This is a genomic window from Ruegeria sp. CDSB113 (assembly GCF_059611045.1).
The window spans coordinates 115,539-131,160 of the sequence record NZ_JBXWOU010000014.1; the positions used below are offsets into that span (position 1 = coordinate 115,539).

Annotated in this window: 16 protein-coding genes and 2 tRNA genes; 11 read left to right on the top strand and 7 right to left on the bottom strand. The window is 55.5% G+C overall.

Going from position 1 to position 15,622, the window contains the following annotated elements; translation table 11 throughout:
• Window positions 1-91 precede the first annotated feature (91 nt).
• Window positions 92-307, top strand: a complete 216-nt coding sequence (locus AC2FIS_RS19865; RefSeq protein ID WP_496775052.1) for a hypothetical protein — start codon at window positions 92-94, stop codon at window positions 305-307.
• Between the two features lie 9 nt (window positions 308-316).
• Here the strand turns inward: AC2FIS_RS19865 and AC2FIS_RS19870 are convergent, their stop codons facing one another.
• Entirely contained in the window at window positions 317-535 is a 219-nt protein-coding gene (locus tag AC2FIS_RS19870) for a hypothetical protein (protein WP_058277022.1), read from the bottom strand.
• 161 nt (window positions 536-696) lie between these two features.
• Between AC2FIS_RS19870 and AC2FIS_RS19875 the strand changes: the two genes are divergently transcribed.
• Window positions 697-963, top strand: coding sequence for a DUF2312 domain-containing protein (locus tag AC2FIS_RS19875; protein WP_058272185.1), 267 nt, complete (start codon window positions 697-699; stop codon window positions 961-963).
• Between the two features lie 13 nt (window positions 964-976).
• Here the strand turns inward: AC2FIS_RS19875 and AC2FIS_RS19880 are convergent, their stop codons facing one another.
• Window positions 977-1,873 carry a hypothetical protein gene (locus tag AC2FIS_RS19880; protein WP_496775053.1) on the bottom strand — a complete coding sequence of 299 codons (897 nt, stop codon included), beginning with the start codon at window positions 1,871-1,873 and terminating at the stop codon, window positions 977-979.
• 164 nt (window positions 1,874-2,037) lie between these two features.
• On the opposite strand from AC2FIS_RS19880, the gene AC2FIS_RS19885 reads away from it, so the two are divergent.
• Window positions 2,038-2,113, top strand: a tRNA-Thr gene (locus tag AC2FIS_RS19885).
• Between the two features lie 334 nt (window positions 2,114-2,447).
• Here the strand turns inward: AC2FIS_RS19885 and AC2FIS_RS19890 are convergent.
• Window positions 2,448-2,930 carry a hypothetical protein gene (locus tag AC2FIS_RS19890; RefSeq protein ID WP_496775054.1) on the bottom strand — a complete coding sequence of 161 codons (483 nt, stop codon included), beginning with the start codon at window positions 2,928-2,930 and terminating at the stop codon, window positions 2,448-2,450.
• A gap of 236 nt (window positions 2,931-3,166) precedes the next feature.
• Here AC2FIS_RS19890 and AC2FIS_RS19895 point away from each other — a divergent pair.
• Window positions 3,167-3,252: transfer RNA gene (locus AC2FIS_RS19895), tRNA-Leu, on the top strand.
• Between the two features lie 8 nt (window positions 3,253-3,260).
• On the opposite strand, the gene AC2FIS_RS19900 is transcribed toward AC2FIS_RS19895, so the two are convergent.
• From AC2FIS_RS19900 to AC2FIS_RS19910, 3 genes are all read right to left on the bottom strand, one after another.
• The gene (locus tag AC2FIS_RS19900) at window positions 3,261-3,779 is read right to left on the bottom strand and encodes a hypothetical protein (RefSeq protein WP_496775055.1); all 519 of its coding nucleotides are present in this window, start codon (window positions 3,777-3,779) and stop codon (window positions 3,261-3,263) included.
• On the bottom strand, window positions 3,751-4,500 hold the full coding sequence (locus tag AC2FIS_RS19905; protein WP_496775056.1) for a helix-turn-helix transcriptional regulator: 750 nt from the start codon (window positions 4,498-4,500) through the stop codon (window positions 3,751-3,753). The genes AC2FIS_RS19900 and AC2FIS_RS19905 overlap by 29 nt, the downstream gene beginning before the upstream one ends.
• A 606-nt stretch (window positions 4,501-5,106) precedes the next feature.
• Window positions 5,107-5,487, bottom strand: a complete 381-nt coding sequence (locus tag AC2FIS_RS19910) for a hypothetical protein (protein WP_496775057.1) — start codon at window positions 5,485-5,487, stop codon at window positions 5,107-5,109.
• Here AC2FIS_RS19910 and AC2FIS_RS19915 point away from each other — a divergent pair.
• The 6 genes from AC2FIS_RS19915 to AC2FIS_RS19940 all read left to right on the top strand — a co-directional run bounded on the left by AC2FIS_RS19915 (window position 5,446) and on the right by AC2FIS_RS19940 (window position 14,246).
• Entirely contained in the window at window positions 5,446-7,767 is a 2,322-nt protein-coding gene (locus AC2FIS_RS19915) for a hypothetical protein (protein ID WP_496775058.1), read from the top strand. The two genes, AC2FIS_RS19910 and AC2FIS_RS19915, sit on opposite strands and share 42 nt — an antisense overlap.
• A gap of 129 nt (window positions 7,768-7,896) precedes the next feature.
• Window positions 7,897-9,834, top strand: a complete 1,938-nt coding sequence (locus AC2FIS_RS19920) for a type I secretion protein (protein WP_496775059.1) — start codon at window positions 7,897-7,899, stop codon at window positions 9,832-9,834.
• A 251-nt stretch (window positions 9,835-10,085) separates the two neighbouring features.
• Window positions 10,086-12,164, top strand: coding sequence for a type I secretion system permease/ATPase (locus AC2FIS_RS19925; RefSeq protein ID WP_496775060.1), 2,079 nt, complete (start codon window positions 10,086-10,088; stop codon window positions 12,162-12,164).
• Entirely contained in the window at window positions 12,161-13,513 is a 1,353-nt protein-coding gene (locus AC2FIS_RS19930; RefSeq protein WP_496775061.1) for an HlyD family type I secretion periplasmic adaptor subunit, read from the top strand. Before AC2FIS_RS19925 ends, AC2FIS_RS19930 begins: the two co-directional genes overlap by 4 nt.
• A gap of 72 nt (window positions 13,514-13,585) precedes the next feature.
• Window positions 13,586-13,957: a rhodanese-like domain-containing protein gene (locus tag AC2FIS_RS19935; RefSeq protein WP_496775062.1), complete on the top strand. Its 372-nt coding sequence runs from the start codon at window positions 13,586-13,588 to the stop codon at window positions 13,955-13,957.
• Between the two features lie 100 nt (window positions 13,958-14,057).
• Window positions 14,058-14,246, top strand: coding sequence for a hypothetical protein (locus tag AC2FIS_RS19940; RefSeq protein WP_058272333.1), 189 nt, complete (start codon window positions 14,058-14,060; stop codon window positions 14,244-14,246).
• Here AC2FIS_RS19940 and AC2FIS_RS19945 read toward each other — a convergent pair whose 3' ends face one another.
• The gene (locus AC2FIS_RS19945) at window positions 14,247-15,005 is read right to left on the bottom strand and encodes an alpha/beta fold hydrolase (protein ID WP_496775063.1); all 759 of its coding nucleotides are present in this window, start codon (window positions 15,003-15,005) and stop codon (window positions 14,247-14,249) included.
• Window positions 15,006-15,097: 92 nt separating this feature from the next.
• On the opposite strand from AC2FIS_RS19945, the gene AC2FIS_RS19950 reads away from it, so the two are divergent.
• On the top strand, window positions 15,098-15,472 hold the full coding sequence (locus AC2FIS_RS19950) for a hypothetical protein (RefSeq protein WP_496775064.1): 375 nt from the start codon (window positions 15,098-15,100) through the stop codon (window positions 15,470-15,472).
• The last annotated feature ends 150 nt before the right edge of the window (window positions 15,473-15,622 follow it).

Consider the following 15,622-nt stretch of genomic DNA (forward strand, 5'->3'; position numbering starts at 1 on the left):
GGCAGTTTTCCGCGAGTTTGTTCGCCAGGATAACCAGGTCTTAAAACCGTTACCTATATCGGCGACAGTGATAGAAATTGGGAGGAATAAAATGTCTGCAAAAAGTTTGTATTCCGAAGCCGAACATCTGGAGCAAAAGCTGCAGAATGCCTGTTTTGAGACCCGGCTTGCGCTTCAGCCCAGTGTAACCAAAGTGATTGATCGGATGCGTCAGGAAGGCATGCGCGTGCCATCGCGCCTGCGGCACCTGGATGCGGCTTTGTGCGAAGATGCCATAGAGGCGCAGTTCGACAATATGCCGGTCTGAGGCCAAGTATCAGCCGAACGAGATTCCCAGGATCACCAGCATCAGGCCAATCACCGAAAGAAAAAGCGAAGCCAGATTCCACGGCAGGACGCTTTGAACAGCGGCGCGCAATTCATCGTCCGACAGGCCGGATTTGCGCGCTTTCATCACACGCAGGATACACCAAACCAGACCTAGCAGGCCTGCAAGTGAAAGGGCGGCACCGCCCCAGGTGATGATTTCGAACATGGTTCCCCACATTTTCCCGCAAATCCTGATTGCGCTTAGCGGATCGACCGACCGCGCACAAGCCCATCGAGGATTGGATGCTTGCAGCTCACGCGGTGGCAATGTATCCGGCTAACTGCCGTTGCTAATGCATCAGATCGCAGCCTTTTGGAGAGATGAATATGGAAGACGTGACCGAAGATCAGGCCGCTGCCAACTACCGTGTGACAGCGGGCGAGCTGCGTCAGTTCGTGGAGCGGATCGAACGCCTGGATGCCGAAAAAAAGGATCTGGCGGAGCAGCAGAAAGAGGTGATGGCCGAAGCCAAAGCCCGCGGTTACGACACAAAAGTGATGCGCAAGGTCATCGCGCTGCGCAAACGCGACAAGGACGATATCGCCGAAGAAGAGGCGGTACTTGAAATGTATAAGGAAGCGTTGGGCATGTGAGCCGAGCTTGGGTTTAGGGTTTCAGGACCTTCACCCCGGCCATCGTTTCCAACTTGGCCAGATCCTGCTCGTACAGTTCGGAAAATGCGTCGATGATCTCATCGCTCCAGCCGGGCAGGTCCAGTTCTTCTTCCATTTTGTCCGGCTGAGCATGGTTCGCCAGAATGTCTGCAAGAACGTCTCGGGTCTCAGACTGTGAAAGCGTCGAAACCTGGTCCAGAATCGCCTGGGCTTGTGATTGACCTTCTTCGGTCAGCAAAGAGATCAGCAGGTCATACTCATCTTTGATCGCAGCGTCCGCAGCAAGCCCGCCGACGCTGCGTACAACGTCCCCCCACAGGAGCGGAATGTCCTCATTGCACCACAGGGTAATCTGCACCCCGGGGGCAAAGTCGCGAACATCTTCGACCATCTCAACCCAGCTGAGGTGACTAAGATCATTGTTGCGGATCACGTCCTCGCGCGCCTGTTCCGGTAAAGACATCAGATGTTTCGGGACAAAACTACCGGGATTCCTGAGCGCCAGAAACAATTCCAACTGACAATCGCTAAAGGACTCTTCCAGAACAGATAAGCGTTTGCCCGCAGAAGGATAGAATTGCCCATCGGCAAGGACCAGGTCTTTCTCGCCGATGAATTCTTCACTGGTGAAAATGGCGCGTTTTACCTCTGGGTGAATTGGAAGATTGCCCCGAATACTTTCAATCTCGTCCGGTAATGGGGGGCGCGTATTCAAGGCCTGAAATGCGGGTTTGAACACTTGCCGGTAACGACGAGGACCAAAGAAAGTCGCACCATTTCGGGCCAGTACATCCCCATTGGCTTGCAACGACCTGAGCAGCCGCCCTTCATCGGTAAAAGCCGCGCCTGCGTGGATGGCAACCTGCATGTTTGGTTCTTGTCCTTGCATTCCTGAACCTGCCTGTCGAGTTACAGGCTGTGCCAGGGACAGTCAAATCCACACCCCCCACTTAAAGGTGATTGGCCGTATCACAAGGAAAATCAAAAATCCCTAAGTTTGGATGAAAATTGAGGCTTGCAGTCCGTTAAAAGAGAAAGTAATCGACACCCAGCGCCCCTATAGCTCAGCTGGTAGAGCAACTGATTTGTAATCAGTAGGTCCGCGGTTCGAGTCCGTGTGGGGGCACCATGAAATCTCCAAAATCCAAAATGCTCTAGCTTGCCGGAACTACCGTATGAACAGATCGAGTCTGTTCCAGTCGGATGGGGACACTATCTCGGCACTTGCCCCTGTTTCTTTTTCGCGGCCGAAACGGCGACATCAAAATTTTACTTCGAATAGCACACAACAAGATTAGCCACGTTAGTTAGCACCGATCAGTCGATCGTCTGAAGTAAAGTCCCCGGGTTCACCAAACCACCATAGGCATCGACGGATGCGGGGCATCAAAGTATTTGTGTCGAGCTTTGAGTTCTTTCAGGACTACTTCGCATGTAAAGACGACCGGTTCAGCCTTTGTTGGTCAGCTTAAGCCGATTGTAATGCCAAAGATGTAAAGGCTGGAGGGTTCGGTGATCTTTTGCATGAACTCGACCCAGTCCTCACTGTACATCTGTTCGAAGTGAGTGGGGTAGGCCCAAACCAGATTGTGGAACGTGAAAGTTGTTAGCAAAACCCCAACTGTGCTGGCGCTTGCAAACTCTTTTTGCTTGTCCCTAAGAAACATCGAAATGACCATCCCTGCCAGACTGGCCATCGCGATACCGATAAAATCCTGTGTGTTCACTTTGCCGGCTTCAGGCACACCCACCATTTGAAATTGAATGAAACGGGTCAGGAAAACCACCATGGAGCCAAGCATAAATGCGCCTACAAACGCCCCTGGATAAGCTAGGCGTTTCCAGACGTTATCGGTTTTGGGTCTGGGTTTGTTGCTGGCTGTTTCTTTCGTGCGTTTATTAATTTGGGCGATACGATCCTCAAAGGACTTTTGCTCTGTACTCACGGCTTAACTCAATTGCTTTTCTGCTCTGCAGCATACTTAACCCTCAGCGGACGTTAAGCAAGCGTCATACAACCCAAGAGAAAGTGATTGATGTATCGTGGCGATGGAAGGGTAGGGGAAATGCGGGGGGATACCCCGACGTTTTGATGCCGGAGTTTCCCAGGTGAAACGCATTGAATTCGTGATCTTTTGGTCTTACTGAGTTCCTGAGGTCCAACAGAGGCCCGGCACGCTGAGCGGGCGTGATGGAATGGTAGACATATCAGACTTAAAATCTGAAGGGCGTACGCCCGTGTGGGTTCGAGTCCCACCGCCCGCACCAGCGCATTCTTAAGCCGGAAACCCAAGATCGTTGATCAGTTTCCACAAATCCCGATTCGCCACTGAAAGCTGTTCGACCACCTTTTCGATTTCTTTCATTGCGCCCTCATCAACGGTATCCTGGCGGCCCAATTTGATATCAGTCTTCCGGTCCGCAATGCGCATCAGGATGGTCTTTGGATTGCCGCTGTCGGGATCGAAGGAATAGATGCAATGGTTGTATCTGTTCCGAATTCCCGAAAGCTTGCTGAGACGCTGCGTGTGTTTAAGGATTGGGTCACGTATGTCTGGCGGGCGGCCTTCCATCTTGGCCAGCCTCTCGACCAGATCAATTCTGGCGCGTGTCGTGTTCAGCGTCAGAAAGATGATGACCGAGATATCCTTGTTGGTGCGGGTCAACCCGGCGATCAGGTGGATCAACAGGCTTTCCGTGTTGGTCCACATGTAGTTCAACTTACCGACCAGCAGGATCAGGCGGTCAAACCGGGCTTCGAAATCGTCAGTCAACGGGCAGTTCTCGCGCCTCATCCGACGCAACCTCGAAATAAAACTGCGCGGCTGCGGTCCGGTTGCTGACACCGATTTTGCCCGCCACATTGTGCATATGAAGTTTGACCGTGTGTTCGGTGATGCCCAGGTTTGATGCGATGATCTTGTTGCTTTGACCTTTCGACACCAGTTTCAGCACCTGCTTTTCCCGGCGTGTCAGCTTTGAGTATGTCGGGTGAAGGTCGCGGGGCTTTGATGTAGCTACCGGCGCGCCGTACGACTGCGTCGGCGCATGCGCCACGCAATCCGCAAGAAAACACGGCAGGTAAAGCTCTTCATGCAGCAGAAGGCGCAAAATAGATCGCCATACATCAGGTGCGACATTCATCGGCAGGTATCCGATGTCGCCGAACTTGCTGCGATCCCACTTTTCGAATGCCAGTCGGGCAGCTTCCTCTTTGCGATAGGCAAAGGCCAAGCTGCCTGATCCCGCGATTTCTGTATAAGCTTGCGGTTGGTTCAACAGGTCGTCCAGCATCATCTGGTCGACGACGACCACCTTTCCCGCCCCAACGTCTGATCCGCTTGGCGCAGGCAGCGCGTCAATTGTTTCGATCCGGCGGGTGATCACGCCAAATTCGGATTGAACACCATGGATCGTTTGATCTGAATAGAAGAGTTCTTTGCCGACGAAATTGATCGAGAAGTCTTCGGGATTAGAATTGTTTGGAATAGCACTATCCTGAAACGGAATGCCCATTATTCCCCCCTTAATTAACCCACACCGCGAAAAAATGCGGCGAAATTGTAACCAGTACTCGTAGTGCAGAATTTGAAGTAATTTACTGTATAGAGCTGCGACTATAGCGGAAAGTACAAGTTTCATCAACGCTGCTGGCAGGTTTGCAAAAAACAGTTCTACTACTTTCGGCTAGGTCACCTATACCACTTCCCGCTTAAGTAGAAGAAATCGTTGGCTTTCCTAAACTGCTGGTTTCAATCTTGCCGCATGTGCCGGCAAAACGGGCTTTTTTACCTACCGAAGTTTTAGAGCAATGAAAACAAGGCACTGAGCGTTCTAGTGCTTTAGGGTAGCTATGCAGGTCGCCCTCGGCCTGTAACCATGAGTCTGCTTCTATTTTGAAGTCTTAATTCCTGATGTGTCGGCGAATCGCGCATTTCCGCGAGCCATTACCGCAGACACGAAGTCGGCTAAGCCGAGAAAGGAGGGTGGGAGATACTTCACTGAACGAGACCGCACACATGCGCGTTTTGCGCCTGAGTGTTTTTCCTAGTTTCAACCGCGCCAGTAGCCGTTTTGTAGATGAATGATGGCCCGTGCGCTTTATAAGTGGAAAATAATATGTCACGTGGACGTAATCAAAATCAGAATAACGTTGTAGACGTCGAAGAAATTAACACCGGCGATGTCTATGTTCCGGTTTACGCCGATGTCGATATTGAAGAAGCCGACATCGAACTCGAAAACACTGAACAGAAGACCAAAGTCGACAATGAACAGGGTCAAGGTCAGGATCAAGAGCAAGCTCAGAAGACCAAGGTCGAAAATGAGCAAGGCCAAGGTCAGGACCAGGATCAAGGTCAGGGCCAGAACCAAGGCCAGGGCCAGCACCAGGGTCAAGGTCAGACCAACGGTGACAATGACAACTCGAACTGGGTTAACATCGATTTCGGCGACGAAGGCATGCCGAGCGATGACGACGTCATTGATATCGATGCTGATCATTCAGAATTTGGTGACGTGATCGCCGTTGGCGGCGACATGGACTATGATCCGGGCGATGATCTGAACCTGGACATCGACATGAGCGGTACAACTACTGCAATGTCGGCGATCAATAGCCAGTACGCCAACCTGAGCGATGACGACAAACTGGAAAACGCTGAAGTAAACAACGACGGTACTTTCAAGCAGATGGGCGATGCCAAAGGCGGCGACGCAACTTCTGGTGACGGTATCAGCGCAGGTGCTGATGGCGGAAATTCAGGCGATGGTGGCAAAACCACTGCCGGTGACGCCTATGGCGAAACCTACGGCGGACACACCGCAGCATTTGGCGGCCACACTGGTGATGCCAATGGTGACGGCGAAGGCGGCGAGGGCGGAGACTCTGGTGACGCTCTGAACTTCGGTCTGGGTGTCGGACATTCTGCAGCAGATGCGGATGGTGACAGCACCGGAGGCGAAGGTGGTGCTGCTGACAGCGAGTCGGATGCTGAAAACGAAAGCGAAACCGAAGTTGACATCGAAAGCGATGGTGGCGACGGCGGCGACGCTGGTTCGATCGGACTTGGTGTCGGACTTGGCCTCTCAGGAGCCAGCAACGACGGTTCTTCTGAAGGCGGAGACAACGACTCTGAAGCCGACACCGAAGTCGATTCCGAAGCCGACAATGAATCGGAAGCTGACGACGCAAACGGCGGAAGCGGTCTGGCTGGAAACCTTGGCGGTGCTGTAAACGAAAGCGAATCCGAAGCCGAAAACGGTGACTCTACTTCTGGTGGAAACATCGGTCTTGGCCTTGCTGGTGCAGCTTCGGGTGCAGACGCAGATGCTGACGGCGGTGACGCTGACGGCGGCGACGGTGACGGCGGTGACGGCGACGGCGAGGGCGGTGACGGCGGTGATGCCGACAGCGGCAACGGCGACGGCGGCAACGGTGGTGACGGTGACGGCGGCAACGGCCCAGGTGGTGACGGTGACGCTGGCGAAGTGACTGCCGGTGACGGTGACGGCGGTGACGGTGACGGCGGTGACGGCGGTGACGGTGACGGCGGCGACGGTGACGGCGGCGACGGTGACGGCGGCGACGGCACTGGCGGAACGTCCGGCCAGGTTGACGGTGCGCTTGCAGGTCTGAACCAGCAGAACGGTCTGATTGGTCAGAACAATGGCGCAGCCGGTGCAGCCAACGGCGGTGGTGACACCAACCATGGAAACCCTGGCACTGGTGGAGCCGGTGACGGCGGCAACGGCCCTGGTGGTGACGGCGACGGTGCTGATGGTGGCGCTGGCGACGGTGCTGCTGGCACAGGCGGTGAAGCCAAAGGTGGCAACGGCCCAGGCGGTACTGGCACCGGTGGTGCTGGTGACGGCGGCGACGGAGCTGCAGGCGTTGGCGGAAAAGCTGACGGTGGCGACGGCGACGGTGGCGACGGCACAGGCGCAGCTGGTGTCGGTGGTGCCGGTGGCGGTGCTGGTGCAAACGGCGGTGAAGCTGATTCGCAAGCCGATGCTCAGGGCGTAGGTGATCAGGACGCCAAAGGTCCGATCGTCACGCAATCGCCTGGCGATGCCAACGGTGAAGCCGACAACAACCAGAACGCTCAAGTCGGTGCTGGTGACGGTGGAACCAACGATGTCGATGGTTGGGCACAGTCCAACGGTACTGGTACTGCAACCGCTGACGGTGTTGGTGGCGGCGGTGGTGCTGTCCAGCAGGACGCGATGTCCTCGGGCACTGGTGCCGGATCTGCAGATGCGGAGAACACTGCCGGTGACGGTGGAATGTCCGACGTCTTCTCGCAGGCTGACACCGATGGTTCGGCAGACAGCATGGCACAGGCCATTGCCGGGTATGGCGGCGACGCGATGTCCGACAACGACGCAACCTCGACCGGAATGGGCAGCGCCACTGGTGCGGCACAATCGGGTGTCGGTGGCGGCGGCGGTGCCGGTGCCGGATACGGTGGAACCTCTGGCGGTGCTGCAGGCAACGCGAACGGTGGTGCCACTTACGGTGCAGACGTCGATGGTGGCGATGCGTCGGGTGCATACTCGGGTGCTGGCGGAACCGGCGGAACCGCTGGATCGTGGGGCTCGGGCAATGCCGGAGACGGTATCGTCAACGGCGAGTCCTATGCTTCGGCAGCGGCCGTAGTCGACACATCGGCGTTCAACCAGTCGATCGTCATGGGTGCCAACGTTCTTGGCAACTCGGTCGATACGACCATGGTTGGTGGTTCGATGACCGCGACCCACAACAGCGACGACAACGACGTATAAGTCGCAGTCAGGGCCCGAATTATCGGGCCCCGACCCATCTGACGAAACCGCCGAGGCCGCGAAAAGTGGCCTCGGCACAACAAACCCAAAGCGGAAATTTTAGGCCGGGGCGGGGAAAAGGAAACCGATATGTCACTCGACAGTATTACAGAAACGATTGCACATTTTGTTGGAACCTTTGAGATTACCATTGAACAAGCCCGCCTGCGGGATCAGTATGAAGAATTCACTGCGCTTCGGCGCAAAAACGAGTTGGAAGAACTTGAAGATCCGTTGTCCATCCGGGTCAAAGCTGATCTGAAACTCGATCCGGGCGACTATGATGCGCTCCCTTACATGCTTCTGCCGCTTCCTTCCGATCTACCTTTGCCGCCGATGCCAGAAGGGCCGGTGGAGATGGCCGAATTGTTTTCGGGTCCGGCTTTTGGACCTGCCCCATACATTCCTGATGCTCAGTTTGGTGAAGCACAGACAGCTATATTGATTTTGGACCCACAGGTCCCACCGCTCATCATCGGCTCTGCCGTGACCTATAACTTCCAGACAATTGTCATGAGCGACAACGACGTGATCGGACATGGCGATTTCCGCGATGTCGAAATCCAGATCGCGCAAGGCCAGCAGATGCTGGATGTCGCTCTGTCGATGCACGCTATTGCTACGCCATCTCTGAACATTGAAGACTACAAGTCTTTGGAATACCTCAAAAGTCTGGCCGAGCAGATGCAGTCGCCGATGATTTCGCAAATCGAAGGCGTGACCATTCATCAGTTCCACGGCGAGGACGCGCTGGGTGTTATCGTGAATGGCGAAGTGGTCGAGGAAATTCCGGATTGGAACGATCTTCTGCCAGCACATCATCAGACTGAAGACGAGGAAGAGGATGATACGCCAGATATGGCGCCGGCCGAATGGGATCGCTCAGATGATGATGAGTTCGGCGAGGGCCATACGGTCATCGCGGGCGGAAACCTTGCGGTCAACCAGGTCGCCATCACAGTGGCCTGGGTTGACGCGCCGGTCATCGCGGTGGGCGGAAAATCCGTAAACTTGACGGTGGTCAGCCAGGTGGCAGTCGTATCCGACATCGACCAGGGTGAACCCGGCGTGCAAAGTGACACGAATGTGGTTCAGGCGTCATACATCGGGACCGAAGCCAACGAACAGTGGTGGCAAGACGACAATGCTCCAGAACCAGGTGCGGACCCGATTGTCTCGGTCACGTGGATACAAGGCGACTTGTGGGTCACGAACTTTATCAAGCAGGTGATCGACGCCACCGATATCGACAAGATCAGCACGGAAATCTCAGCGTCGACCAGCTTGTTCACGTTGGGCGACAACGTTTTGAGCAATGTCACAAACATCGTTCAGTTGGGTAACTTCTATGACTTGATCATGATCGGCGGGAACATGATTTCGGTCGATATGCTGCACCAGACCATCGCGCTGTTGGACGATGACGTCTATGGCGGCGGCAAGCCAGCAGAAGGTGATGACAATCTGGTCATGAACCAGGCCTCACTAACGACGACCGGCGAGGACACTGTGGAAGAGCTGGACATGGCCCATGCCGAGGCTATGCCGCTGCAGCAAATTGATCGCGAGGCGTTTGAAGACGCCCTGACATCCAATCCCGATTATGCCGGTATGGAATTGATCCGCGTGCTGAAGATCGAAGGTGATCTGGTGCAGATCAATTCGGTCGAACAGGTCACATTGTTGCAAGATCAGGACGATCTTTCGATTGATGCTGCCGAAGCTGTTGATGCGGTGGTCAACGGGGCCGGAAATGCCCTGTTGAATGCGGCCAACGTGACCAAAGTCGGTGTCGACTCAACCGTTATGGCGGCGGGCGGCGAGTATTCGGAACTGCTTTTGCACCAAGCTTCGTTGCTTGACATACCCGAAGCGCCGGACGCTTCTGAGTTGGCCAATGAAGCAATTGCCATACTTATGGAAGAGACTGCTGGGATTGGCGAAAACGCTATCGCACAGGCACAATCGAACCTTACGCCTTCTGAAATTGCTAGCACCGATGATGCGATGCAAACCATGTTGGCGTGAATTTTCTACCCGTTTAAGTCAAACCGTGTTAGCGTAAAGACTGTATTTTTTGCGAGTGCTCCGAAAGTTATAAAATGTCGATTGTTTTTTCGTCGCGTCGTTCTCCTGATGCCAGCCCGCTTGATATTGAGGGCGTTGGTACCCCCACGCAGCCAAATGGCAGCGATGGACCCCAACCAAAAACAGCTGAGGCGCAAAGTTTGCGCCTGAACAAAGAAATGCGTGTGCCAGATCCAAAGGACAGTCCAAAGATGACTGCGAAAAAGGATGATGCGGTCGCCGCGAAAGCTGTAAAGCCCAAAAAGCAGGCGACCAAACCCAGATCGGAACCACCAATTCGTGCCGCGGCTTCACCCCGGCGCGAACAGTCGCAGCCCGCTCAAGATCAGAATGCCCAGGGCCGCGACGCTGGGGTGGCCGAAGAAGCCCAAAGCCCCGATCCTGACACCGCCACAGAAACGACAGCGCGGGTGACCCCCCAAACGCGCTCGAAGGGCGGTGAACACATAGGTGCCACTATCGAGGCTAAGGCGAACGAGCCGATGCAACTCCGAAAAACGGGCGGAGGTGACGGCAATGGGCCACCCCAGACATTCCATAAACGCACACCGCCAGAGGATTTCCAAAATACGCTGCGCGTTTCTCTAAAGGCGATTTGGCGCAACTTGGCATTTGTTCTGGTTCTGACCTGCGCAACCAACATCCTGATCCTTGCGATCCCGATTTACCTGTTTCAAATCAGCGACCGGGTGCTGACCAGCCGTTCCTTGGATACGCTAATCATGCTGACCACCATTGTCGCGGGGGCTGTGATCTTTCAGGCGGCCTTTGACGCGGTGCGTCGCTTTATTTTGATGCGTACAGCGGTCGAAGTTGCCGCGCGGTTGGGCGCGCCCGTTCTGAGTGCGGCGGCACATGCATCGCTGCACGGCAATGGCCGCGAATACCAGACGTTGGGCGATCTTCAGCAAGTGCGCGGGTTCCTGGTGTCAGGGACGTTGATCTCATTCCTAGACGTACCTTTCGCGCCGCTATTCATCCTGATGATTTTCTTGGTGCATCCGCAGCTTGGATCAATCGTTATCGTAACCGCGCTGTTGCTGATGATTATCGCGGTGATTAACCAGAAAATGACCGCCAAGCCATTTGCCGAGGCGAACAGATCCCAGTCGATGGCGAACCTGCACCTCGACTCGATGGCGCGTAACAGCCAGATCATCAACGCTCTGGCGATGATCCCCGAGGCGGTACGCATCTGGGGCCGCGATACGGCTCAATCCCTGACGTGGCAGGTGCGGGCGCAGGACCGGAACGTGATCTTCGCGGCCATCTCTCGTGCGGTGCGCCTGCTGACGCAGATCGCCATTCTGGGCTGGGGCGCCTATCTGGCGCTGCAGGGCGAAATGACAGGTGGCATGGTCATCGCGGCTTCGATCATCGCAGGGCGTGCTTTTGCACCAATCGAAGGCTCGATCGAAGGCTGGAATGCATTCCTGCTGACGCGCGCCTCCTTTGGGCGCATCAAAAACCTTCTGTCCAATTCGGCCCTGCAGTTTGAAAAATTGCGCCTGCCGCGCCCTGAGGGACGCATGGATGTAGAGCGCTTACTCTACGTCCCGGGTGGCACCAAACGTGTTGTCCTGAACGGCATCAGCTTTTCGCTCAATCCCGGTGAAACACTTGCCGTTATTGGCAATTCCGGCGCCGGTAAGACCACGTTGGGTAAAACGCTGGTTGGGTCGATCCTGCCGACATCCGGCAGTGTGCGCCTGGATCTGATGGATATCCGCAACTGGGACCCCCGTCAGTTTGGCGAGAGCATCGGGTATCTGCCGCAGGACGTTCAGCTGTTCCCCGGTACGATCAAGGACAATATTGGTCGGATGCGTGCCGATGCGACGGATGAACAAATTCACGACGCCGCTGTTCTGGCCGATGTGCACAATATGATCGCCACTTTGCCTCAAGGATATGAAACCGTGGTTGCGGCGGATGGCTCTCCACTGTCGGGCGGACAAAAACAGCGTATCGCACTGGCGCGAGCTTTCTTTGGCAATCCGCGCATGGTGGTTCTGGATGAGCCGAACTCGAACCTGGACGTTGCCGGTGACCAGGCGCTGTCGCGGGCGATTGCACAGGCCAAGGAAAACAAGATCACCGTTGTGGTGATAACTCAAAAGCCGATGCTATTGAGCGTTGTCGACAAGATCATGCTGCTGACGGATGGTCGCGTGGCGCTGTTTGGGCACCGTGAACAGGTGCTGCAGCAGTTGAACTCCTCACGTGGGAACAGACCCGGCATTCAGTCACAGCAGGGGGGACCGGCATGAACGAACTTGTACCCGTAAACAATGATCCCAAGGACCCAACCGTTTGGTATGCTGAGGTTCCGCGCACGATCCACCGCTTTGTTGTCATCGGTATCGTCTTGCTGGTCGTCTGCTTTGGCGGGTTTGGCGTTTGGTCTTTCCGTGCACCACTGGCCGCGGCGGTGATCGCGCAAGGCAGCTTTGTTGCGACAGGGCAGAATAAGATCGTACAGCACCTCGAGGGGGGGATTATCGACGACATCAAGGTCATCGAAGGTCAGTCCGTAATAAAGGGGCAGGTTCTTATGACTTTGGACCAAACCTCGGCTGAGTCAAATGAACGCGAACTGTTCATCCGCAAAACCCGTCTGCAAGCCATGTCCGAACGCTTGTCGGCTGAAAACAACGAGCGCGATCGGCTTGAGTTTTCTTCTGAGTTGATCGAAGCGTCAAACGATGTCGAAGTGATGGCTATCCTCGACGGGCAAAAGATCAGCTTTGATGTCTCTCGCAAGACATTGCTGAACGATATCGCTTTGCTGCAACGCAACATGGAAGCGCTGAAAATTCGTTCAAGCGGGTTTGAGGCGCAGTTGGAAAGCATGGTCCGGCGCTCGGAAATCCTGCAGGAAGAGTTTGAAACCAAACAAGCACTGTTCGAAAAGGGGCTGGTGCGAAAGGGTGACATCAACACGATCCGTCGCGTGCAGGCCGAGGCCGAAGGCCAACAGGCGCGGTTGACGGCTGAAACGGCCGAAATCAACCAGATGATTCTGAAATACGAAGAACAGATATCGCGCACACGTTCCGCCTATCGCGAAGCCGCGCTGGACGAATTGGGCGTGATTGCCGCTGATCTGGAGAGCGTCCGCGAAAAGTCCCGGCAGGCCCGCAGCATTCTGGACCGTGCAGTTGTACGCGCTCCGGTCACGGGTACGGTGGTAAGATTGCACTATCACACCGCTGGTGGCGTCATCGAAACTGGTGAACCAATTGCGGAAATCCTGCCTTCGGATGCGCCCTTGATTATCGAGGCGCAGATCCCCCGAACAGAAATCGACAGCGTCGTGACTGGGCAACAGGCGACAGTCCGACTGGTCGGACTTAACCAGCGCACCACTCCTGTGCTAAGCGGCGAAGTTTACTATGTCTCGGCGGATGCGTTGATGGAAGATTCTGCAGGTGTTCCGCAAGAGGTCTATCTGGCGCGTATCTCGCTGGAACCGGACGAGATCGACCGCGTACGTGGGTTCATTCCCACACCCGGTATGCCCGCAGAGATCATGATCCAGACCGAGGAACGCACCTTTGCGGCCTATATTGCAAAGCCTGTGACCGACAGCATGTCGCGGGCCTTCCGCGAACATTGATCGCCTTATCGGCCTGCTCTTTCCCGTACTAGCGTGTTAGCCTCTGGTGAGATTCACCAGAGGGAACGCGTTATGCCATTGACCGTAGGCCAGATGATGGAGGCAGCTAACGCTGTCGTCGAACGGATTGACACAAACAAAGCAAAGGAACTGATGGGGCAGGGTGCCTTGTTGCTGGACGTGCGCGACGCGGTCGAGCTGCAGCAAACCGGCCGTGCGCAAGGCGCGCATCATATCCCGCGCGGTATGCTTGAATTCCGCGCTGACGACGCCCTGAAATCTCATGACCCCGAGCTGCGCAAAGACCGCGTAATCGTGCTGTATTGCGCGGCAGGTGGTCGTGCGGCGCTGGCAGGCAAGCTGTTGAAAGATATGGGGTATGAAAACGTCTATAACGTCGGCGGGTTGCCGGACTGGGTCAATGGCGGCGGCGAGGTGGCCTGATTTCTGACCTCTGTCCGTTGAAATCTGACGCAGATCAAGGCGTATAGCATACCAGTTGTCTAAAGCGATAATCGGGCTTCTGACAAAAGGACAACTGACGATGCTACGCCTTGCCTCTATACTGTATACTTTGATTGCAACCGCTCTGGCCGGGTCGGGCGTTATTGCCGTCCTGTCCGCGGGATTGGTGTCTACGGTTGCAATCGTTTCAGCAGCTGCGGCTGGCTGTGTGGCTGCCTTGCCAGTGTCCTGGTTGGTGGCGAAGAAACTGTACCAGAACGCAGCCTGATCAGGTGTTCAGGTAGGTCCTGACCGCGGCTTCAAACTCACGAGGTTTCTCGGCGTGCAGCCAATGGCCTGCGCCGGGGATTTTCGCAAATCGTGCGGCGGGAAAATGGGCGCGGATGGTGCTGCGATGTTCGGGCAGGACGTAGTCGGAATCGCCACCGGACAAAAACAGGGCCGGACCGTCCCAGGATGCATCAGTTTCCGGAAAGCCCATGATTTTGGGCATCTCGGCCGCCAGCGTGTCAAGGTTCAGAAGCCAACGCTTCCCCTTGACGTCCAGAGATTGCGTGAAAAAGCTCTGCAAAGCTTTTTCGACACCCTGCGCCGCCAACTGTCCCTCGGCGTCCGAGCGTCTTTCAATCGTTGAAAAATCCACGGCGCGCATGGCTTCGATGAATTGGATTTGGCTGTGCGTATAAGTAACGGGCGCAATGTCCGCCACAACCAGCTTGTGCACCAATTCTCCGTGGCTCAGCGCCAGCATCATCGCAGCCTTACCACCCATCGAATGACCGACAATATCGGCTTTTCCGCCAAGTTGCAGGATCACCTCGGCCAGATCCTCGGCCAGATCGGGGTAACCATGCTGGTCGGTCCATTCGCTGTAGGCGTGGTTGCGCATATCGACTGCAACGATCTGCCTTTCGTCACATAGTCGGCGCGCAATAACCCCCCAGTTTCGGGCTGATCCATACAGCCCATGCGCAATCAGCAGAGGAGGGTTCGAGGTCGGTTCACCGTGAATGATCGTGTTCAGCATTCTGGTTTGATACCTGCGTGCGTTTGAAACGACCAGCCCCCATTGTCGCCCCTGTAGGGTGAGGTTAGATTGCGCTGGCAGGAGGCCACGTCATGACGCAAACCACAGATATCCAAAGCCAGATCGCGCAGACGGTGCAATTGCTGCGTGAAAAGCTGGGTGTAAAGGACCAGACGCTGACGGCTTCTGTCCGCAAGGCCAGGCGCCGATTGCCGCGCCGCGTATACAAGCAGGCCATGATGCTTGCCGGTGCCGAGCAGATGGCCTCGCACCCTAAATTGCGGTTGGTGCTGGACACTCCGAAACTGGCCAAGGCATCGGAAGAGGTTCAGACCCATCTGAGCGGTATAAACCTGGCCGATCGCCGCTGGGGCTGGTTTCTGAACTTTCTGGGGGCGGTTGCTTTGGGGTTTCTGGCGCTGGCGGCTTTGGCAGTTATTGTCCTGCGCTGGCGCGGCTATATTTAATCGCGTTTTTGGTATCCCAAACAAAAAAAACGGCGCCCATTGGACGCCGTTCTGATTTGTGATCCCTGTGTGGATTACAGGTTTGGATAGATCGGGAATTTAGCGCAAAGCTCTGCAACCTCGGCTTTGACTTTGGCTTCGACGGCGCCA